This is a genomic window from Grimontia celer (genome assembly GCF_900055185.1).
GTDB classification, from domain to species: Bacteria; Pseudomonadota; Gammaproteobacteria; order Enterobacterales; family Vibrionaceae; genus Enterovibrio; species Enterovibrio celer.
This window is the reverse complement of the sequence record NZ_FIZX01000001.1, coordinates 1,334,589-1,354,690: the sequence shown is the minus strand read 5'-3', so window position 1 is coordinate 1,354,690 and position 20,102 is coordinate 1,334,589. Positions and strand designations below refer to the sequence as shown.

17 protein-coding genes and 4 tRNA genes are annotated in these 20,102 nt (G+C 45.4%); 9 read left to right on the top strand and 12 right to left on the bottom strand.

The genetic code is table 11. The features are described from left to right. Positions 1 to 4: 4 nt before the first annotated feature. The 3 genes from GCE9029_RS06050 to GCE9029_RS06040 all read right to left on the bottom strand — a co-directional run bounded on the left by GCE9029_RS06050 (position 5) and on the right by GCE9029_RS06040 (position 4,037). Positions 5 to 808: a hypothetical protein gene (locus tag GCE9029_RS06050; protein ID WP_062661719.1), complete on the bottom strand. Its 804-nt coding sequence runs from the start codon at positions 806 to 808 to the stop codon at positions 5 to 7. Between the two features lie 2 nt (positions 809 to 810). Continuing rightward, a complete protein-coding gene (locus GCE9029_RS06045; protein WP_062661717.1) occupies positions 811 to 2,040 on the bottom strand; it encodes a hypothetical protein in 1,230 nt (409 codons plus the stop codon). Between the two features lie 296 nt (positions 2,041 to 2,336). Continuing rightward, a complete protein-coding gene (locus GCE9029_RS06040; RefSeq protein WP_062661715.1) occupies positions 2,337 to 4,037 on the bottom strand; it encodes a mechanosensitive ion channel family protein in 1,701 nt (566 codons plus the stop codon). 371 nt (positions 4,038 to 4,408) lie between these two features. Here GCE9029_RS06040 and GCE9029_RS06035 point away from each other — a divergent pair, with 371 nt between their 5' ends. The 4 genes from GCE9029_RS06035 (at position 4,409) to GCE9029_RS06020 (ending at position 7,329) form a co-directional block, all read left to right on the top strand. Continuing rightward, entirely contained in the window at positions 4,409 to 4,942 is a 534-nt protein-coding gene (locus GCE9029_RS06035) for a cytochrome b (RefSeq protein WP_062661713.1), read from the top strand. A gap of 157 nt (positions 4,943 to 5,099) precedes the next feature. After that, positions 5,100 to 5,900: a ParA family protein gene (locus tag GCE9029_RS06030; RefSeq protein WP_062661711.1), complete on the top strand. Its 801-nt coding sequence runs from the start codon at positions 5,100 to 5,102 to the stop codon at positions 5,898 to 5,900. 68 nt (positions 5,901 to 5,968) lie between these two features. Then, positions 5,969 to 6,598, top strand: a complete 630-nt coding sequence (locus tag GCE9029_RS06025; RefSeq protein WP_062661709.1) for a hypothetical protein — start codon at positions 5,969 to 5,971, stop codon at positions 6,596 to 6,598. A gap of 5 nt (positions 6,599 to 6,603) precedes the next feature. Further along, positions 6,604 to 7,329 (top strand): DUF3307 domain-containing protein, encoded by a 726-nt coding sequence (locus GCE9029_RS06020; protein ID WP_082804290.1) that lies wholly within the window; start codon positions 6,604 to 6,606, stop codon positions 7,327 to 7,329. Positions 7,330 to 7,392: 63 nt separating this feature from the next. Here GCE9029_RS06020 and GCE9029_RS06015 read toward each other — a convergent pair whose 3' ends face one another. Further along, entirely contained in the window at positions 7,393 to 8,355 is a 963-nt protein-coding gene (locus GCE9029_RS06015; protein WP_062661705.1) for a TerC/Alx family metal homeostasis membrane protein, read from the bottom strand. A 300-nt stretch (positions 8,356 to 8,655) separates the two neighbouring features. Between GCE9029_RS06015 and GCE9029_RS06010 the strand changes: the two genes are divergently transcribed. Beyond that, positions 8,656 to 9,219, top strand: a complete 564-nt coding sequence (locus GCE9029_RS06010) for a dioxygenase family protein (RefSeq protein ID WP_062661703.1) — start codon at positions 8,656 to 8,658, stop codon at positions 9,217 to 9,219. Here the strand turns inward: GCE9029_RS06010 and GCE9029_RS06005 are convergent. Further along, positions 9,216 to 11,096, bottom strand: coding sequence for a methyl-accepting chemotaxis protein (locus GCE9029_RS06005; protein WP_062661701.1), 1,881 nt, complete (start codon positions 11,094 to 11,096; stop codon positions 9,216 to 9,218). The two genes, GCE9029_RS06010 and GCE9029_RS06005, sit on opposite strands and share 4 nt — an antisense overlap. A gap of 264 nt (positions 11,097 to 11,360) precedes the next feature. Here GCE9029_RS06005 and GCE9029_RS06000 point away from each other — a divergent pair, with 264 nt between their 5' ends. After that, entirely contained in the window at positions 11,361 to 12,896 is a 1,536-nt protein-coding gene (locus GCE9029_RS06000; protein ID WP_197475325.1) for a phospholipase D family protein, read from the top strand. A gap of 103 nt (positions 12,897 to 12,999) precedes the next feature. Here the strand turns inward: GCE9029_RS06000 and GCE9029_RS05995 are convergent, their stop codons facing one another. Then, entirely contained in the window at positions 13,000 to 14,367 is a 1,368-nt protein-coding gene (locus GCE9029_RS05995; RefSeq protein WP_062661700.1) for an MATE family efflux transporter, read from the bottom strand. Between the two features lie 549 nt (positions 14,368 to 14,916). On the opposite strand from GCE9029_RS05995, the gene GCE9029_RS05990 reads away from it, so the two are divergent. Next, a complete protein-coding gene (locus GCE9029_RS05990; RefSeq protein WP_062661698.1) occupies positions 14,917 to 15,105 on the top strand; it encodes a hypothetical protein in 189 nt (62 codons plus the stop codon). Between the two features lie 1,010 nt (positions 15,106 to 16,115). On the opposite strand, the gene GCE9029_RS26990 is transcribed toward GCE9029_RS05990, so the two are convergent. From GCE9029_RS26990 to GCE9029_RS05955, 6 genes are all read right to left on the bottom strand, one after another. Further along, positions 16,116 to 16,472 carry a DUF2750 domain-containing protein gene (locus tag GCE9029_RS26990; protein WP_062661694.1) on the bottom strand — a complete coding sequence of 119 codons (357 nt, stop codon included), beginning with the start codon at positions 16,470 to 16,472 and terminating at the stop codon, positions 16,116 to 16,118. 257 nt (positions 16,473 to 16,729) lie between these two features. Beyond that, complete coding sequence (locus tag GCE9029_RS05975) at positions 16,730 to 17,293, bottom strand: hypothetical protein (protein ID WP_062661692.1); 564 nt, start codon at positions 17,291 to 17,293, stop codon at positions 16,730 to 16,732. 381 nt (positions 17,294 to 17,674) lie between these two features. Then, positions 17,675 to 17,750, bottom strand: a tRNA-Val gene (locus GCE9029_RS05970). A gap of 49 nt (positions 17,751 to 17,799) precedes the next feature. Beyond that, a tRNA-Val gene (locus GCE9029_RS05965) sits at positions 17,800 to 17,876 on the bottom strand. Positions 17,877 to 17,907: 31 nt separating this feature from the next. After that, positions 17,908 to 17,984 (bottom strand) — tRNA-Val (locus tag GCE9029_RS05960). A 26-nt stretch (positions 17,985 to 18,010) separates the two neighbouring features. Next, positions 18,011 to 18,087, bottom strand: a tRNA-Val gene (locus tag GCE9029_RS05955). A gap of 697 nt (positions 18,088 to 18,784) precedes the next feature. On the opposite strand from GCE9029_RS05955, the gene GCE9029_RS05950 reads away from it, so the two are divergent. Both GCE9029_RS05950 and GCE9029_RS05945 read left to right on the top strand, forming a co-directional pair. Continuing rightward, positions 18,785 to 18,994: a microviridin/marinostatin family tricyclic proteinase inhibitor gene (locus tag GCE9029_RS05950; protein ID WP_062661690.1), complete on the top strand. Its 210-nt coding sequence runs from the start codon at positions 18,785 to 18,787 to the stop codon at positions 18,992 to 18,994. Positions 18,995 to 19,122: 128 nt separating this feature from the next. Then, positions 19,123 to 20,100, top strand: a complete 978-nt coding sequence (locus GCE9029_RS05945; protein ID WP_157487775.1) for an MvdC/MvdD family ATP grasp protein — start codon at positions 19,123 to 19,125, stop codon at positions 20,098 to 20,100. The last annotated feature ends 2 nt before the right edge of the window (positions 20,101 to 20,102 follow it).

The following is a 20,102-nucleotide window of genomic DNA, read 5'->3' as shown; positions in this document are numbered from 1 at the left end:
CTGATCATGGCGTACCTATTACGAATTCACGCTCGATGATGTTAGTGGCTTCGCCCATTGTCCCTGATTTGGCATCAAACGGAGAGCGAATCGTGTTGCCGGATATATCTTCCAATTCGGGACTGACGATAAGTTTATAGTTCCCACTCTGCCACTCCGTTTCCGGGGTCAGTGTCCACATGCGATCTTCGCTGACCAGCTTTCCTCGAAGGGTTTCTCCATCAGGACCTTTCAATCGAATGAGCCGCTGTGCCGCGTACCTGTCCATGATTCTGTCGAATGTCACCACAAGTGGTTGCAATCCGTTTACTGGTGGCGTGGTCAATTCCCAATCGGCGGGTACGATGGCGCGTCGCTCAGGTGCGATCACATCAAACTCGATGGTTTTGTCTTCCCCGATTGCTTTTCCTACCGCGTTTTTCATAGAGCCAGATACAACCAGTCTATATTGGTTACCCTCTACTAATGGAGCACCAGCTTGGACGTTTGGTCCTACCGACTGTTTAACCCGGCCAGGGTCAAACAAAAGCGTGACTCTGCGTTGTTCGCTATCCCAAAGCTCGGTATAGAGATTGAGAAAAGGGTTGATAACTTCACTTCCGTCCTCGCGCTCTAGCCGAATATGACTTTTGACTTGTCCCCGAGCCATAGGCTCCGAGAAATAAAGATAGAAGCGAAGGGTGTTGGCAGGAATAGTGGATTGAGAGGGGGTATAGCTAAGCAAAGCTGCTTGAGCAGTGCTTACTGCCAAAGAGAAAAAGAGCACGACAAAAAATATTTGTCGTGCTGCTGCGTTTAGGAAAGTCATGCTTAGTATTTAACAGGTGGCAATGACTTATAGCCAAATGGATCAGGGCCATCAGCCCAGTTCATTTCAACAACGTGGTCAGCGCGGTCGAAGAAGAACGGCAGTGGCAGGGTGTGCAAATCAATGCGGCCAACTTCTTCAGGGTTACGACGGATGGTAGCAGCCCACTGATCGTTGATGAGATCAAGATGCAGTGTTCCACTCATTGGCAGTGGGAACTGATAGACACCTGCAACCTGGAAAACAGGTTTTACGCCTTCACCGGATGGCATCGCTTCCGCTGTCGCAATCGCTTGCAACGGAATTTGCGCAGCACTGCGGTTTGTGTTCGTCACAACCACATAGTCGTTGTTGTCCATGCCACTAGTGAACGAGACGATATCAATAGGGGTGTTGCCGTAGCCCATTTCACCAATCATGGTTCCACGCACTTGCGCGCCGTCTTTCAGCTCATCCAGAGGGATCTTCACGATTGGCGTACAGGCATAAATAGCGATGAGGGTAGGCTTGCCATCCAGTTCACGAATAGTCTGTGTGATAATCGGCGCACGGGTCTCATACTGAGCATGAACAGCGTGCCAGATTTCGATCGATGTTGTGTTGACTTCACCCTTGAATGGGAAAGGAATACGACGCAGTTTCGAAGAAAACACTTCATTAGAAACACCAGCTACGAAGATTTCACCGTCGTAATAGTCAATGTCCGTAATAGCCAGTGAGTTCAGTGGTTGACCGAATTCCAGCGTTTCCTTGGTAGGTACTGGACCGACACTGATAGAAGTGTGTTTAGCTGATTTCAGGTTCACCTTCTCTAACTTGCCGTTATCTACTTTCAGAATGACAGGCTTTGGTTTAGGACCGTGTCCTTTGTGGACAGAAAGATAGATTTCACCAGATGGTTGGTGCACAACCATGTCGTTAATAGAAATATCTTCTGGTGACGCGCCAAGTAGTTTTGCGATCTTCTGGTCTATGTTTTCGACGACAGTTCTACCTTCAAAGCTCTGAGCTCGACCCCATTGGTAGCCACTATGGTCTTCAAAAGACTTTTCTGGCAGGTCAAAGGCATGGACAACGCCCGCTTTACTGTCACCAACGAAAAGAACATTTTTGCTGTCGAACGCCAATGCGCCCGCTGATTGCATGACTTTATCTTTTGCCAGTGCAGGTTGAGAGAGACTAATTGCCATTCCCCCAACCAAAGCAAAAGCTTTGATTTTGTTATTGAGCATCACTATATCCCTTAGTTTTTATATGAGAGCAAGGTGTATTAGCTTAACCGAAAATAATGAAATGCTTTCTTCTCGAAAACGGGACTAAGAGTTTTTAATTTCAACAAGATCAGTTAACTAGCCATATGCGATACGGTTTATTATTCAGTTATTAATAATCATGCATATGACAAAATAACCCTAGTCAACAACTTGTGGCCTTGCCAAAAGAGTCGTGCTTTGGGGAGAGAGATACCCTTAGAAAATAAGAAAGCCCCCAAAATGGGAGCTCTCTGAAAATTATTAAGATTTTTAGATCAGGCTGGTTTGTCAGATGAAGGAGGAAGTTGTCCTGACGCCATGTGGAGGTGCACATCCTGTTGTGGGAACGGGATAGAAATGCCTTCTTTGTCGAATCGGATTTTCACTTCTCTTGTCACATCCCAGTAAACATCCCAATAGTCATCGGTTTTCACCCAAGGGCGAACAATGAAATCAACCGAAGAGCTGTTCAACACATGCACTTTGATCATGGGTTCTGGCGCGCGCAACACGGCAGGGTGGCTGGTGATAATGTCAGTCAGTACTTTTTCTACAAACTCAATATCGTCGCTATAACTAACACCAAAGACCATATCGACACGTCGAACCCGCTCATGAGTGACATTTTTAATCACATCGCCCCAGATCTTGCTGTTTGGAACGATGATGATTTGGTTATCGAAGGTTTTGATGGTGGTGTTCACCAAGCTCATATGGCTTACCTTACCTTCAACGCCACCTGCCTGAACAAAATCTCCCACATCAAATGGACGGTATATCAAAAGCATCATGCCTGCTGCGAAGTTAGAGAGCGTATCCTGTAACGCGAAACCGACGATAACACCGGCAATACCGAAACCTGTGAGGATGGGGGTCAGATTAAGACCAATCTGGGAAAGGGCAATTAGAATACCGATAAACCAAACCGCTTTACCGGACATGGAAATAAAGAAGTCTTGCATCAGCACCGAGAACTTAAGATTCTTCGCAGCCACCGCTTTTTTGACGACCTTACGTGTTAGGTTAGCGATTTGTCGGGCAATCAGTAGGATTATCAAAAAGACAATAAGCTGGAAGATATGTTGTGGTGCGTTTTCAACGAACCAGTTCCAGAACTTGCTCGACCAGGTTTTGATGATGGAAAGCAGGACATCACCACTCAACAAATCTTGCGTCACACTCCCAGTTGCTTCGAAGTAAAGGCGTTTGTACTCAGCTGTTTCAATCCCAACCTTATCAGAGAGTTCAATCATCACAGAAAGACTGCGTGTGGTAATAGCCATGCGACGTTGGGTAATAAGCTGCCTCAGCTGAATCGTCGCTTTTTCAGATTCCGGTGCGACTTTAAGTTGTGCGTCATCAGCACTCAGTTGTTGGCGTATATACTCTACATTGGCAGCTATCTGTTCTGTCCGGCGATTGATTTCAAGTTTGAATGCTTCTTCCGCTTTCTCGTCAATAGCGTTAAGTCTTTTCAGCCAATCGATGTTCTGAGATTGCTCTTCATACATGCTGTCGAGGTATTTACGGGATTCTTCGTAATCAGAAAGTATCGCGAATTTGTCTTCACTTTTTGCTTCGCTCAACTGTTCAGAAAGCTTGGAAGAGCGTTCAGCCAGATACTTAATACCTTGGTCTGCATATTTCTGTTGCTGTTTGATTTGCTTGATCAGAAAAGCCCGATCGAAGCTATCGTTTTTCACACCGCTGGCAACTAATGCCCGCAACTCTTCGTTTTTCTGGAACATTTGCAGTTGCAAAGCCAGTTTATCTTCACCGCTGGCCTTGTTTTGAAGAGCGACGAGCTCACCAAGCTCTCTATTCAGGTTGCCGACTTGGGTTTGCCACTGGCTTGAAGCGTTCGGTATTTCTGCCTGCGGTGACGCCGTTTCGGCGTTTGCAAAGCTGACAAAGAAAACGGAAGAAAGAAGGAGTATAAAAGGCAGAGTAAATCCGGCACACCAACGGGGGATCATGAACGTCTCTCCAGCATAATAATTAGTTAACAGAACCTAGTATGGCACTTAGCATTGCTGCAAGCACTGTATGTCGATCTCACATTTGAAGATTTTCCTAGATATCCAAAAACCTTATGGAAATTAGAACCTTTCTTTGTCATCGCTCTGTTTAGAAAGAGACAAATCTGATGAAAGGAGGTCCGAATATCCGGAATTTGAATGATTAAATTTTGGCTGGAAGCTAGGAGCTATTTTGAGGTTAAGACTTCGCTGAAATACGTTGAATATAAAGTACTAATTTTACCTAACTTTACACTGGGCTGATTGTTTAGTGCTCAGGTTGAGCGCAATATATACCCAAATTAATTATGGATATGGAGAGTTGTAAAATGAGTACTTCGTCGTCTTTGTCTAAGCCGACCAGAATGTTTCATTGGGGCGTCGCAGTATTGTTCATCGCGGTTCTGGCGTTTGGTTTGTATGTTGAAGACCTACCTAACGGCCCAGACAAAGGACAGATGATTGGCCTGCATAAATCTTTTGGTTTTATCGTTTTACTGCTGGCTTCTGCACGTATTGTCTGGCGTTTTAAGGAAGGGCCAATTCCCGTCATTCCTGGCTCACCAAGTTGGCAAGAAAAAGCCGCCAAAGCGGTTCATCACATTTTGCTACTTGCGACACTCTTGATGCCAATCTCTGGTATTGCGATGTCAGTAGGTGGTGGTCGTGGTTTAGCTGTGTTTGGTATCCCGGTAATTCCTGCGGGCGACAAAGTCGAATGGCTTGGTCAGGTTGGTCATGTTACCCATGAAGTGCTGGCGAACATTGTGATTGCCACGCTGGTTCTGCATATCGCTGGTGCGCTCAAACACCACATCATCGATAAGGATGAGACCCTGAAACGCATGCTGGGTAAATCCTAACTGTTTCACGCGCCAGTCATTTGTATGGCTGGCGCTGAGTATTTCTACTGATAATCGAGACACATCTTCACTTTTTCTTTCTCTGGTGTTGGTAAGCTACTGATTGAGTATGCACAGTTCGCAGTCGTGCTTTTTCAAAACATTGGAAGGGAAAACGATGCGAAGAATCATCTTCAACCAAAAGGGTGGTGTAGGTAAATCCAGTATAACGGTTAACCTTGCGGCGCTGAGTGCGGCAAGTGGCAAGAAAACACTGCTTATTGACCTCGATATTCAAGGGAATAGCAGTCATTATCTGGGTGTGGATATTAATGCCAAGAACGATAGAACGGTTGCCGACCTTCTGGATCAAACCGTTTCTTGGTTCTCTGTTTCTACCCCAATCAAAAACTTCCCCCAAGCGACCGCTTATGAAAACCTCGACATCATTCCTTCAAGTCCAAGGCTTGCAGCATTGGAGCCTGAGCTAGAGCGACGCTACAAGATATACAAGTTACGTGATGCATTAGATGAGCTGGAAAATGAATATGAGCGCATTTACATCGACACGCCTCCTAATCTTAACTTCTACAGCAAAGCCGGTCTGATTGCGGCACACAAACTGTTGATCCCATTTGATTGCGACAGTTTTTCTCATCAGGCATTGTTGACCCTGATGGATAACTTGGCCGAGCTCCGTGACGACCACAACCGTAAACTGATGTTGGAAGGGGTCGTGGTCAATATGTTCAACGCGCAGGCGAAGTTCCCGGGGCAGATTATCGAAAATGTCAGAGAGCTGGGTTTGCCACTCTTGGAACCCTTCATTCCGCAGTCGGTGAAAATGAAAGAGTCGCATTACCACCAAAAGCCGCTTGTTCACTTTGCGCCAAAACACAAACTCTCCGAGAGTTTTCAGGCGCTTTACGAACAACTTGAGAGTCCAGTTGAAGAACCAGTGCGTGACAAAACAGCGTAACCTTTGACAAAGTTACATAAAGGCGTAACATTTAACCATGTTACTTATTTGCGTAACTTGGAGGTTGCATGAGCATCAGCACAGCCGGTGTGATCACTGGGGATTTGGTTGGCTCTACAGAAATGGAAGAAGCACTGCGTCGCCAATGCATTGAGGCGATAGAGCAGTGCTTTTCCCACTTTGGAGAAACCGCTCAAGGTGAAATCTACCGGGGCGATGCGTTTCAGATATATACCGTCGAACCCGCTTCGCTGATGGAGATAGCAATCAGGCTTAGACTTTCTCTCATCGCCTTGGGACAAGATGCCAGATTATCACTGTCTGTGGCAGGGGCGACGGAGCGGCAACTGCCAGTGCGCATGGCGAACAATTCTGAAGCCTTTACGTTATCCGGTAGAAACCTGGATGCGATGAAAAGTGCCAGATTAGCCTTTTCTTCGGACAGTGAACCTTTCAGTAGTGATGTGAGAATCGTCGTCTCATTTCTTGATGATCACTTAAGCCAATTGACGTCTAAGATGGCGCAAGCTCTGTTACTTTGGCTTGATAACCCATCAAGGCAGCATGCTGAATTAGCAGATAAATTCGGGATAAGTCGAAGCGCGTTCACAAGAATCATCAACCGTGCCAATTATGGACGCATTGAAGAAACACTCAGATGGTATGCTGACAGGCTGGTTAGATATCAAAGGAATTGAGTGTTTTGCTGACCTTGTTACTGGTGCTGGTGGTCATCCACATATTCTCTGAATTTTATCTTTTCCCGCTGATGAGCAGTAAACGGCAGGGATTGATTCTGGTAGCGGCTTTGCAAGCAGGCTTAGCGTTTATCGCTTTCACTATTGTTGGAACGCCTCTGCTAACTGCATTTATCGCGACACTGGCACTATCTGCACAATATGCTGTGTTGAGCCACTGTATGACCATGCCTTCCGAGAGGCTTCGCGGTATGCTACTCAAGCTCACTTTGCACATTGTTCTCATCGCACTTATTACGGCTTTTGCAGTGACAATTGATCAGCGCCATGCTGCATGGGAAGCGGTTGTATCTGCCAAATGGCAAACCTTGCTCTGTTGGGGGCTGGCTTATCTGCTTGCGCTCAAACCCTCCTCTTCAGCGATTGCGCTTATTTTGCAGAATTGGACGCAGGAGTTAACTGCGACTGAAGATGCCGCAACCAATCGCCCCTTAAAAGAGGCTGGAACCTTCATTGGCTACTTTGAGCGCACACTGATTGTGACCTTTGTTCTTTGGGGGCAATTGCCTGGCGTCGCTCTGGTCTTGGCAGCCAAATCCGTTTTCAGATTTGGGGATCTTAAAGATCACGGCAGCAGAATGTTCACGGAGTACGTGATGCTGGGAACCTTTGCAAGCGCCATGTTTGGTATAGGCTGTGGTTTGCTCGGAGATTATCTCGGAAAACTGTGAGAATCCGATATTGATGTAAAAAAGGCACCGCGAAGGTGCCTTTTTCAGTTTTAGTTGTCGCTATTAATGCGCCAGTTTTTCTACCTGACGTTGTTTCCAAATGGAAGCGCCGATACCTATCGCCAGCGAACTCACGATGACACCCAGCGACACAGGCGTCGCGATAGCAAATGGTGTGTCGATAAGCAGCATCTTCACACCAATAAAGCACAGCATGAAAGCCAGTGTATGGTGTAGGTAAGCGAACTTGTTCAACATACCGCCCAGCACAAAATACAGGGATCGGAGGCCGAGCAGCGCGAAGACGTTAGCCGCCAGAACCAGATACGGTTCTTGAGTGACCGCGAAAATCGCAGGGATTGAGTCCAGTGCGAACATGACGTCTGTCATGGCAATGACCATCACCACCACCAGCATTGGGGTAGCAAGAATGCCTACCGCATCGCGGATGAACATCTTATTACCGTGGTAATCCGGGCTCACACGCAAGAAGCGTTTTACCAAACGCACAGCAAAGCTGTCTGAGAACGACTCGTTTTCTTCGCCATGTTGACGCCACATTTGTACGCCGGTCCAAATCAGGAAGAAACCGAACAGATACAGAATGACGTGGAACTTGGCAATCAACGGTGCGCCAAGAGAAATCATAATGCCGCGAAGGATCAGCGCCCCCACAATACCCAGCATTAGAATGCGGGGAACATTTCTTTCAGGTACTTTGAATTGGGCAAAAATCAGTGCGAAAACGAACAGGTTGTCGACACTGAGCGATTTCTCTAGCAGATAACCAGTAACAAATGACGTTGCCGCTTCACCATTGGTTAAGCCGCTATTAGGTGCCATGTGTGGCCAGAAGAAATAGATCGCGGCAGCAAAGGCAAATGCCAGCGCAAACCAGAAAACACTCCAGACAGCAGCACTACGGAAACTGATTTTTCCGCGGGTGAGCAACAAGTCGATGCCAAGCATCAGAAGTGTGAGAACTAACAGGCCTTCATAACCTGAGAAAAGTTCGCTTAGGAACATGATACCTCCAGCATGCGGAGGTCTCAGGAGAGGGGGATCGCCTGACCAACCGCACAGCTAAAAACGAAAGTTAAAGCAAGTGTGTGCGTTGGTCTTGTCAAAACACTCTGTGTGAATGTTCTCGCGTGCCGGAAGCGTTAAGCTACGGGATGACGACAGCGCGACAAAGTGACTACTCCCCAAAACGCCGCCATAGTAGTGCTTTTCCTCCAAATAAAAAACAAAAATTTTTGGGAACTTTCTTTGTGTGTTTAGTAGTCATAACAGTTTGCAGTGACCAAACAATAAAAGGGAAGATAAATGAAAAGACGCACTTTCATACAAGGGATAGGAATTGCTGCCATCACCTTTCCTGCCTGGGCCGAAAATAGAAAAACACCTAGCCAACAAGAGGGGCCTTTCTACCCAGTTAAAGAAATACCGGTACGGGAGTCGCTGATTCTGAACGCAGATTCGTTAGTAGGCGAATCAATGAATTTGCAAGGAAAAGTATTCGACACCAATGGTAAGGCACTTGCAGGTATCAAAGTGGAAATTTGGCAATGTGATGGTGTGGGGCTCTATGATCATCCCCGTCAAAATGATACTGAGAAATTTGACCCGGCATTTGGCGGTTTTGGCGCAGCAATCACAGATGCGGAAGGTAACTACCAGTTTCAAACACTTTATCCCGTGCCTTATACGGGAAGGCCACCACACATACATGTCAAACTTTGGAATGGAAACAAGGAGCTACTGACAACACAGCTCTACTTGGAAGGTCAAACAGGTGGTGGCTGGTTCAGTCGCGAAAGAGAAAGGCTGCAGATTTCTCCGCAGCCTTCCGGTGACACAAAGCTCGCCAGCTTCAACTTTGTGGTTTAAATATTGAACTTGGCGATGGCAGTCGATAACTGTTGGTTAGAAGCTGCCAATTGCTGAACGTTCGACAGCGTTGCTTCACCGCTTTGATTAAGTTTCTCCACCATATCTCTGATGCTGGCAATGCTCTGGCTTATCTCGTTCGAAGATTGGCTTTGAGACTTGGTGATATCAGTAATGGTGCTGTTGAGCGTGTTGATTTCATTGACTGAGGCTGCCATTACGTCGAGGTTCGAATCTACAACGTCGGCTTTCTCAACGGCAAGCATGCAGCTCTTCTTGGTGTTTTCTATCGCACGAACCGCGTTTTCCGTGCCTTCATTAAGCTTTGAAAGCATGTCATTAATTTCAGAGGTGCTTTCCTGCGTGCGACTCGCCAGAGCACGGACTTCATCAGCAACCACTGCAAACCCGCGTCCTTGTTCACCGGCGCGTGCTGCCTCAATGGCTGCATTCAATGCGAGTAGGTTGGTTTGTTCCGCTATATCACCAATCACACCCAGTACTGAGGCTATTTTCTCCGAATTCGCGCTCATGGCCTGAATATCTGCTTCCATATCTGAAATTTCCTGAAGCAGGGAATTTACGCTGTTTACAGACTCTTTAACCTGATGCTTCGAATCGGACGTCTGTTGATTGGTCCGTTGAGTGCAGGCCAGTGCTTCTGACGCACTTTCAGCCACAGAATCCACCGTGGAATTCATATTTTCTATGCGGCCAACAACCTGTTCAGTCACTTCGCTGTGATGGGTGAGAGTATGATGATTGCTGTCGGTTTGGCTTTTCACCTGGCCTACTTCACTCGATATGTTGGTTGTTGCCTGGGAGATACCGCCAACGATATCGCGAAGGTTTTGGGAGACCTCATTGATACCGCGCGCAATTACACTAATTTCGTCTCTGGTGGTGACTGGAACCTGGGCCGTTAAATCGCCCTGTGCGAGCTTTTTCATGGCTCGCATGATCGGAGACAGTGGTTTGAGGAGCTTGTTAACCAGAAATATCACCAGTGCTGAAACCAGCAGTACTTGAACTGCTGCAAAGACAAGTGAGTCTGTTCTTGCTGCAGTCACCGTCTGAAAAGCAAAGTCTTTATCAACGGCGACAGCGACGTACCAAGGTGTTCCTTCAACCGCCTGAATGTTGAAAAGGTATGGGGTGTTACCGATGGACATTTCGCTCACTTCGAAAGACTGAGCGATAGTTGGCAAGGTTTCAGCGCTTATCTGCTGTGTAAGCTCGCTTGCTGGTTGCAGTGTCATGCCGTCATCCACACTGGCAATAATAGTAGCGTTGTTATCAAACAAGATTGCCTGAGTGCTCTCGCTACTGATGCTTTTGATGTACTCAATAAGCTGGGTAATGTTGATATCACCTGCAACGACGCCTTGTTCACCGGAAGCACGTGTATATTTCTCAGCAATAGTGACAACAGGTTGGCCACTTGAAGAGTCTTTATAAGGTTTGGTGATGATAGGACCTTCCGCACCCGATGCCTGAATATACCAAGGGCGCTGTCTTGGGTCGTATCCTGCTTTAGATGGCTTCGCGTTATAACGAATCATCTCTCCGCTTGCGGTGCCCACATAAACAGACTGAAAGTTACCGGATGCGCGGGCTTGATCCAAATACGCGTAGATGGGCTGGCCTCCAGCGTTAAGGTCGCTCCTCTGAGCGCTTTGGATAATACCGATGCGCGGTTGAATCCAATTTTGAATTCCTTTTGCAGTGGCAATGTTTACAGAGTCGATATATTGGGCGACTGAGTTCTGGGTATAGTTCATCAGCTGTTGGTCTTGGCGTGTAAACTGCACCGCTGCAACAATGATGATGATGAAGGCAATCGCGAGGGAGAGCTTGCTCTTGATAGAACGTGGCATAGCGCTGTCTCTTTTTTGTGATTGGTGTTAATAAGGCTTAACAGTCAGCATAGGACAGGGCAGGAGATCATACCTAACTGGAAACTCAATTAGTTAACGATATATGAAGTCATCACTTGGCATCCAAAAAAGCGAACGCCAGAATGCTTTGCAAAAGCGGTTAAGGGCCAGCGCGCTATTGGTGCAGCAAAAAGTGACAACATCCGGCCCTTTGTGTATGTTCAACAACTGGTTAAGAATCAGACTATATGGATATAGAATCAGTTGGCTATTCCCTCGATTAAAATCAGTGTGCTTTCGTTATCTTTCCTGCTGTTTGGCTGTGATTCCCCGCCAGACAGCGTGCCGCTCTCTCAACAAAATCACTGTGATGGAAAACCCGCGATAGAGCGCCAATCTCTTTCATCCTACTTAGCCCCTTACAAAGACCAACTGAGCGCTAAAACTGGCGTTTATGTGCTAGAACAGGGCGCAGAGGCCATGATGTCCCGGGCATGGTTGACTGAAAGCGCAGAGAAATCCATCGATATCCAATACTTCATTTTCTCTGTGGACAACATCGGGTTAATTGCCAGTGACATGCTGGTACAGGCGGCTGAAAGAGGTGTCAAAGTCCGCGTCCTTGTTGACGACCTGATGATAGAAGCCCGCGGCGACGAACTGTTGATGTTGGCCGGTCATGAAAACATCGAAATCAAAATCTACAATCCCAATGTGAATATTGGGAAGAATCTTGCCCAGAAAATTAAAGTGCTGGTCACCGATTTCCATGGCCTTAATCAAAGGATGCACAACAAAATCTTTGTGGTTGATAATCAGGTGGCTATTACTGGCGGGCGTAATATTGCTGACGAGTATTTCGGGTTCGATCACGATTATAACTTCAGGGACAGAGATGTATTCTTAGCGGGTAAAGAAGTTGAGGTGCTGACAACCTCTTTTGAAGAATATTGGCAGCATGATTTAAGTATCAGTGTTGAAAAGCTTTTCCCTGAAGATACCTTCCAAGAAGATCCTGACTTCTCTCGCTTACACGCTTATGCATGTAACCCGGAAAACTTTCACCCAGAAATTCGCGCTGAAATTGAGAAAGTGCCTGAAACATTTCGCCATTTGGAAGAGCAGGGTAAGTTCAGGTTCATTGAAGATGTCGAGTACATCTATGATAAGCCAGGCAAAAACGATAAGAGTGAATTCTTGGGTGGAGGCAGTATCACGCAAGATAAGCTGGTTGAGCTTGCCGACAGTGCAAAAGAAAGCATTTTGATTCAAACCCCTTACCTGGTGACAACAGCGCGTGATAGGGTATTTTTAAAAGAACTTGTCGATCGCGGCATATCGATAAAAATCCTCACCAACAGCCTTGCTTCTAATGACAACCTTGAAGCATTCAGCGGTTATCAAAGAGACCGCAAAGCACTGCTTGATACTGGTGTTGAGATATATGAATTTAAACCTGACGCCAAGGTAAGACAGCGGGTGATGACAGAGCACATGGTTAAGCGTTTGCCGACCCAGCCGATCTTTGGACTTCACGCCAAAACCATGACCATTGATAACCACACGACAGTGATTGGCACCTACAACCTCGACCCAAGAAGTGCGAACCTAAATACCGAAAGCATTACCTTTGTAAGGTCTGAGTCGATAACCAAAGATGTTCGCCGTGCAATGGAAGTAGAGTTAGAGCCAGAGAATGCATGGCGAATCACTGAAGATTTCAACCCAGACGATACCGTGTCTACCTCCAAACAGCTGAAGGTGAAACTGCGAAGAATTGTGCCCAAAAACATTCTTTAATTCAGTTTCCCTTATGGGGTAAGAATTACACTCAACACAAAAAAGCACCTCAGAAAATGAGGTGCTTTTTTGTTAAGTCAACGAATGAGACGAACAAAATTGTTTAGCCTGGAACAGGCTCCGCCGACGTGCTTTTCTGGGAGAGCGTTTTAATCCACTTTTTGTTTTTGATTCGCAGCATTACTGGGATTAGTTTGAGTGTTTCCTCCAGTAAGACAGCGGCATAGACATATTGCACGGGCAGCTCAAACCAAAACGCCAGAACCAGCATCAAAGGAATGGCCCCAAACCATTGCGCCACCATATCCAGATACATAGTGAACTTGGTGTCGCCGCCACTTTTCAGGATGCCCGACATAGATGTCATGGTGACTGAACGTAGGAATATCGAAGCCAGAATGAAAGGGAAGAGCAAATACACGGCATCCAGCACTTCGGGTTCAATGCCATGGAACAACCCAATGAGCAAATCGCGCCCTATCCAAAGTAGGGCAACAATCGTTCCCCCTACCGTGACAGAAGCAACCAAACCCGCACGAATATAGGCATTGAGCTCTTGATGATTGTTGGAACCTATCTTCTGACCGACCAGCACACCAACCGCTGCAGCACAACCCCAGCTAAATGAACCCAGTAGTATTTCCAGAGGCGCGAGGATCGACATAGCCGCCAGAGCGGTGCCATCAATATTGCCGTAAATGGTGTGATAGGCCGTCATGCCACCACTCCAGATGATTTCACCGCCAATAATCGGTAGCGCAATGTTAACGAAGGCTACATTCTTGGTTCTCTCTTTCGCTGCAACAAAGGAAGATGCCGTAAAGCTAAGTATTTTCTCGAAGGCGTTAACATAGAAAAACAGGATCAATGTGGAAGCTGTTCTCGCTACTAACGTTCCCCAAGCAGCGCCTTCAAGACCAAGTGCAGGGAAACCAAAGTGACCAAAAATAAGCAGGTAGTTGAGAGCAACATTAAGGATGAGCTCAAAGACAAACAGATACAGAATAATCTTTGGTTTTTGAATCGCTCTTAGGCCAGCCCCCCAAATCGCGGAAAAGCTCGTGACCAAAACACAGAGAATAGAGATTTCAATGTAACTGCTGGCCATCGCTGCAATCGCAACATCATTTGTCATCAAACCCGCAATCTGATCTTTGAAAACAAGCGCAGCGCTGACTAACAGCACAGAAGCGATCGCCGCGTGAATCATTCCGATATGAACAGTAACGCTAAGACTTTTGTTATCTTTTGCTCCCCAATGCTGTGCACAAAAAATGGTAGTAGCACCAGCAATGCCGACAATCACGTTAGACACAAACCACAGCACCCGCGAGCCAATACCAGCCGCCGCAACAGTATCACCACCCAACGCAGAGAGCATAAAAGTGTCAATAAAGCCGAGACTTGCAAACAACACACTGTGCAAAGCAATGGGAACGGCAAGGAACAAAATATCCTTATAGGGTTTCATAACCATCCTTGGTTTTTCTTATCTTTCAGGGATGGATATTTTTACTTTAAATTCATGATGATATTGATACATATCAGTCAACCTGATGTAGATTTCGGTCGATTTGGGGATCTGAAAGTATTCTGGAATAAAACGCAAAGTCTGGAGGAGGAGAGCTTGTTTCGATGTTTTTGGACGGGCCTCAACGCTTGGGAGACTGTGATTGGTAAGAACATGAGATCCTAGCTTAGCTTTGCCCCAAAGTGAGTCAGCTTTTCGAACAATTGAGAACTTGAATCGCCGCAAAATGACCCAATTTTTCTTATGCTTTTCCTATGTATAAAAACACAGCGGTATGTACATAGCAAAAATGTGCACGTTTTTAAACGGGGTGCCCGATTTCTCTTTTTTAGGCGAAAAGCAAAAAATTTAACCCACTCATTCTAAGAAGCTATATGGTAATGTTTCACAAATCTATGCGGACTAAACGTGCGTCTCGGTTTTTGACTAAACGGGCTTTATGCCCGCTAATAAGTTGTTATACAACATCAGCCACACAGTGGAGATTTTATGAAAACCTTCAGAAACAAAAGTGAACATGCAGGTGACATCATCTTAGATATTGATGGTGTTAAAGTTGGATTCAATGTTGCTGCTGGTGCTGAGTTTACAATTGAAGCTCCGAGCCCGAACACTAAAGTGATCATATCCTCTCCTTCAAGTAAAACTAACGCAGAGCTGGTTATTGAAGCTGTTTAAATTCTAACTCGTTGGCCAAAAACATGGATGGAAATAGAAATTACAGTTAAGAAAATCTCGAAAATGTCTCTTTTCAAAATTCTCTTTATCGGCTTTAGCCTGAGCATGTTTGTGTTCTTTTAATGTGTGGCATCGCATCTTTTTTTGGCGCGGAGGCTGTAAATTGGGAAGAAACACCAGTGACGGGCATATCAGGTCTGCTAACAGCCTTGGCAATGTGGCCAGTATTTAGTTTTTCCCTAGCATTATTTATTTGGTGCATCGTTGCTTTTGGTTTGTGGATTTACTCTCTAGCCAAGTCGCTAAATCTGGTTTTTAAAGAGATGGTAGAATCCAATTAACCATTTGTATAACAAGGCTATGAACGGGACGCTTTGTCAATGCGGCAGCTTTTCAAAGTGGCCTGAATACAAAGGATTAAAGCAGTTTTGGGTGGTTTGGTAAGCGCCCGTTATTGCAACGTTTATATTTGGCTCGGGTTTAAAGGATGAAATCGAAGGATAAATTAGCCAGAAATATCGCAATACTTCAAGCGAAAAGGCGGCTCTTGGTCGCGTTATTGCTAACAGTGTTCATTTCGATAGCATATGCGATCTATACAGATCGAACGAATCAACAGAGTGTAGAATTGATTCGAGGGGTGGTGAAAAATCGCGTCACAATGCTGACTGAGGTAGGTAATAAACACTGGTTAGTAGTATCGGTTCCTCCACAACTAGAACTGATAAAGGTCAGACTACCAAAAGGGTATCCTATTAAAGTTGGCTCAGAAGCAATGTTGCAAAAGATCGTTTATGACGACACTGGTGGGCTGGAGTACAAGTTTCTTCGGTATGTGGATTAGCCAATTATAACAAGAGCATTAACGGACGTTTACTCGTGGTACATTTTTTAAAAGACGGTGATTTGGCCGTTCAATCAGTTTTAGCAGGTGAACGCCCTTTAAGCTAACGCTAGGTGGACCATGAAATACGAAGAATGGATATTACAAACGGTCATAGTCTATCTTGTTAGGTTCGGGATAAAGCCTCAATATTAAGCTTCACTTGAGCAGGGGTAATGTCAAAGCCTTTTGCAGTCTTACCAGACCAATTCACTCCGACCAATAGACCATCACGAGATAGGCCAGGAATCCACCTTTCACAGAAGACCTCCCATTCGATTGCAACAGGTTCAAAACCATAATATGCCGGTACATTACTTACAACGGATAGCGCCCTAGACTGAGAAGACCAAAACGGCATTGCTCGCGAGCCTCCACTACCTCGCGGGGCAGGAAAGCCACCAGTATCTTCTATACCCCAAACGACACCTGAGGCTGCAACCTCGCGGTAGAAAGCTGCAGCATGTACTGATGAGATACTCATGACACTCCTAACGTTTGAATAACGGGCGCTTATCGACCTAACCAAAACAGCTTTGATCCTGTGTATTCACAAAACTGTGATAAGTAGCTAAGTGGCAGCCCCAGCCGATGGTCACTACTGTCTCAGTGACCCGAAAAATTAACATATATTGCTTAAAACGACGCTTGAACCCGATCGCATGGAGTCAACTGCGAAGGTTTTGTTCAAAAAAAGAAAGTGGGGAAGGGGGAATTGGCTGCTAGGGGCAGCCAAATATATTACATGCCTTTGAATAAGCGGTTGGGTAACTTCTCGTTTAAGCTGTTCGAGTTGTATATTTCAAAGTTCAGGTCTTTGAAGTGTCGGAAGTTGAACTTGAGCAGATTTGATTTTTGGTCCAAGTGAGCTGATTCGATGTCAGACCAAGGTATAAATAAATTTTTATGGCCAAATTTAAAAGGGAGTAACATCTTTGCGTATAACCCTTTTGGGCTTGTCGATATCCTCAACGTTCCCTTATGACGTATTCCTCCGATAACGCCGCTATGGGTCGTAAAACTCAAGTCTGGTTCGGATTTGGAAACCAAGTGATATCTATCAGCAAGCACACTCCAGCCACTTGTTCTTGAAAGGTAGTAGCCGGCAACGAACCAACCCACGACAAATACAGCAAAGAACCACTCTGAATTGACGAAAGAAAATAACAGTTGTTCGATGGATTCGACGTAGCCTCTGATAATATCAGGAATTTCATTGCCTGATGATTTATAGAACTGCAGAGCAATAAACGCGAAAACTGCAGCGCCCCACAACTTTCCCAGAATGCTTAAAATTAGCTTCATACATCCTCTGTTAGACCACATGGTGAAAATAGGCACTTCCTTACCTTCCTGGCTAGATAGCTTAAGCGACAGGAGAGCGTGGGCAAAGTGAGGAAAAAAGATAACGTGCGCTGGGCCGGAGGATAAGATAAAGAACCCATTCACGAAACGTTTTCTCAACACAGGAAATGGGGGAAGGGCTCTTAGAAGCAATTAGACAGGAGCGGGCTGATAGATTCGATTTGTGCATTTACGCTGAGCATTCAATTCTCTGTGACTTGAAAACATACAAAGATGATGACTCAGTGCGCTTGTGTCAGTGTGCAGAGATGTTGAGACAGTCGCTTTAAAGCGGAACGCATAAAAACGAAAAAAGCCTGCTCGAAAGCAGGCTTTTTGAAGTGGTGGGCGATACCGGGCTCGAACCAGTGACCCCCTCCTTGTAAGGGAGGTGCTCTCCCAACTGAGCTAATCGCCCGAATAAACGCTTGGGATGCCCTCGAAAGGGTAGTGCGTTTATTGGAATTTGGTGGGTCTAGGCAGACTCGAACTGCCGACCCCTACCATGTCAAGGTAGTACTCTAACCAACTGAGCTATAGACCCAAATTCTGATTCCATCCTGGTCAGGGAGGAATGGTGCGTCCGGGCAGACTCGAACTGCCGACCCCTACCATGTCAAGGTAGTACTCTAACCAACTGAGCTACGGACGCAAAGTATTTTCTTTCCAGAGAGAGCGTGGTGCGTCTGGGCAGACTCGAACTGCCGACCCCTACCATGTCAAGGTAGTACTCTAACCAACTGAGCTACAGACGCATATCTTACTGATAATCAGCCTGCTTTCCCTGAAAGCGGGATGAATATTAGCGAGTAGGGACTTTGCGCGCAAGCGTAAAACCTGACTTTTTTTCGGTTTGGCGTCTGTTTGGTGGTTTGCTGCACAACTTGGCTGATTTACATGCGGTAGAGAAGGAACAAAAGAGTGTGACTCGGGGTGATATGAGGGCTCTTGCATAGTAAGAAGATGTGAATGCGAGAAAAATTCAAAATAATATATTGCCAATTGCTTCATTTAGGTCATTCCTTATATCTTTGTAAGGATAATAATAAAAATATAAACAAACACGCTAAATACAAATAACAACGTTAAGGGGTAATTTTTTCTTTCAGGTTTAGTTGAATTCAATTGGTTTGATATTAACCACTTTATGGGCGGTTAATATTTATTCAAGTGTATTAACTATGTTGAAACTTATTGATTGCTACGCAAAAAAAATGAAATTCAGGTTGGTTTTTTTATGGCAAATAAGGTTTGGTTCTAAATCAGATTTTACAATTGAGAGAATGATTATTCAGATATTGTAAGTTTGTATTGTCTAATGTGGCACGCCTGAGGCGTTACCTTTTGTTTTATAGGGGTAATTCAGAGTGCTAACACAGAACGACGAAATGTAGGCTGGCCTGATTGGCAGTCTTTCATACAAATGATTGTAAAAGTAAAAGGACTCTTACCATGAGCAAAAATACACCATTTTTCAGTAACTTTATGGAAGCGCAAACTCTGACTAAAGAAGAGACTAAGCAAGCGACTGGCGGTCTTGATTTTGTTAAGCCAGGTGATCTTCCAGGTGGTTTTGACCCATCTAAAGAGCCAATTTACGTCACAATGAAACACCCATCAGATGATGATGAAGGCTTCGACGCGCCAGCATTCCTGCGCTAAAAGCGATTGAATAGTGGCTCGGAAGAGCCACTATTTTTAAGTGAATATAATTCATTCTCTCTAATGTTTAATTCTTTCGATGAACAAGCTGTCTGTTTGCACATCAATTTGGTTTTGCGAGATACACAATGAAAAATAAAAAAATCGTATTATGTGTCACGCATTCTGATGATTCTTATCCTGTTGACTGGGTAATTGAGCATTTAAATAGTCAAGGTGCGATTAGTCTAAGGATTAATTCTGATGCTTATCCTCTCGGGTTCAAAATGAGCGGATGTCTTGATCAAGAAAATACTGAAGTACATATCGAAACCAGTATCGGAAACATAGAAGCGAGCCGTGTGTCCGCAATATGGCATCGGAAGAACCGCCATTGTGATTTGAAGGACCATGTTGACGAAGCGTTATTAGAACAGTCTATCCGCGAATCAGAAACCATAAAGGTGGGGCTGCTTCATAGTCTTGATGCGTTTTGGCTGGATCATCCTGACATTCAATTCCATGCGGAAAATAAATGGCGCCAATTGATGACGGCAAAGCGTGCGGGGTTATCAGTTCCTCCATCTCTGTTTTCAAATGATCCTGAGAAGGTGACCCAATTCTATTTTGCCCAAAATCGTCAGGTGGTCGCCAAGATGCACACACCATTCAGTGTGTCTATGGGACGGCCTGAGGCCTTTGTTTATACATCCAAAATCACTGAAGCGCATTTAAGCCAACTCGATGGCCTGAAGTACTCGCCGATGATTTTCCAGGTTGAAGTGCATAAAGAAACTGAAATACGAGTGGCGTATGTCGATGGAGATTGTTTTGCAGCCAGCATCGATGTGAGTGAACAGAGTAAAGCGCAATTGGATTGGAGAAAAGCTGACCCGATAAGGCAGTGGGAGCAAGTCAGCTTGCCCTGTGATGTAAAAGAAAATATCTCCCGCTTTATGGGCAGCATGAACCTGAAGTTTGGTGCGATTGACTTCATTTTGGACACTGAAGGCAACTACCAGTTTCTGGAAGTGAACCCAGCAGGAGAATGGGGAATGTTGGAGAAAGACACAGGGATGCCGATTTCGGAAAGTATTGCTAAGTGCCTGTTGAGACATAGTGCGTGAAC

Excerpts from the sequence above, each read along its gene's own strand:
- GCE9029_RS06035 (WP_062661713.1), top strand. The coding sequence starts at position 4,409 with ATGAGTACTTCGTCGTCTTTGTCTAAGCCGACCAGAATGTTTCATTGG.
- GCE9029_RS26990 (WP_062661694.1), bottom strand. The coding sequence starts at position 16,472 with ATGAGTATCTCATCAGTACATGCTGCAGCTTTCTACCGCGAGGTTGCA.
- GCE9029_RS06015 (WP_062661705.1), bottom strand. The coding sequence starts at position 8,355 with ATGTTCCTAAGCGAACTTTTCTCAGGTTATGAAGGCCTGTTAGTTCTC.
- GCE9029_RS06005 (WP_062661701.1), bottom strand. The coding sequence starts at position 11,096 with ATGCCACGTTCTATCAAGAGCAAGCTCTCCCTCGCGATTGCCTTCATC.
- GCE9029_RS06030 (WP_062661711.1), top strand. The coding sequence starts at position 5,100 with ATGCGAAGAATCATCTTCAACCAAAAGGGTGGTGTAGGTAAATCCAGT.
- GCE9029_RS05995 (WP_062661700.1), bottom strand. The coding sequence starts at position 14,367 with ATGAAACCCTATAAGGATATTTTGTTCCTTGCCGTTCCCATTGCTTTG.
- GCE9029_RS05945 (WP_157487775.1), top strand. The coding sequence starts at position 19,123 with ATGAAAAATAAAAAAATCGTATTATGTGTCACGCATTCTGATGATTCT.
- GCE9029_RS06010 (WP_062661703.1), top strand. The coding sequence starts at position 8,656 with ATGAAAAGACGCACTTTCATACAAGGGATAGGAATTGCTGCCATCACC.
- GCE9029_RS05975 (WP_062661692.1), bottom strand. The coding sequence starts at position 17,293 with ATGAAGCTAATTTTAAGCATTCTGGGAAAGTTGTGGGGCGCTGCAGTT.
- GCE9029_RS06040 (WP_062661715.1), bottom strand. The coding sequence starts at position 4,037 with ATGATCCCCCGTTGGTGTGCCGGATTTACTCTGCCTTTTATACTCCTT.
- GCE9029_RS06025 (WP_062661709.1), top strand. The coding sequence starts at position 5,969 with ATGAGCATCAGCACAGCCGGTGTGATCACTGGGGATTTGGTTGGCTCT.
- GCE9029_RS06045 (WP_062661717.1), bottom strand. The coding sequence starts at position 2,040 with ATGCTCAATAACAAAATCAAAGCTTTTGCTTTGGTTGGGGGAATGGCA.
- GCE9029_RS06050 (WP_062661719.1), bottom strand. The coding sequence starts at position 808 with ATGACTTTCCTAAACGCAGCAGCACGACAAATATTTTTTGTCGTGCTC.
- GCE9029_RS05950 (WP_062661690.1), top strand. The coding sequence starts at position 18,785 with ATGAGCAAAAATACACCATTTTTCAGTAACTTTATGGAAGCGCAAACT.
- GCE9029_RS05990 (WP_062661698.1), top strand. The coding sequence starts at position 14,917 with ATGAAAACCTTCAGAAACAAAAGTGAACATGCAGGTGACATCATCTTA.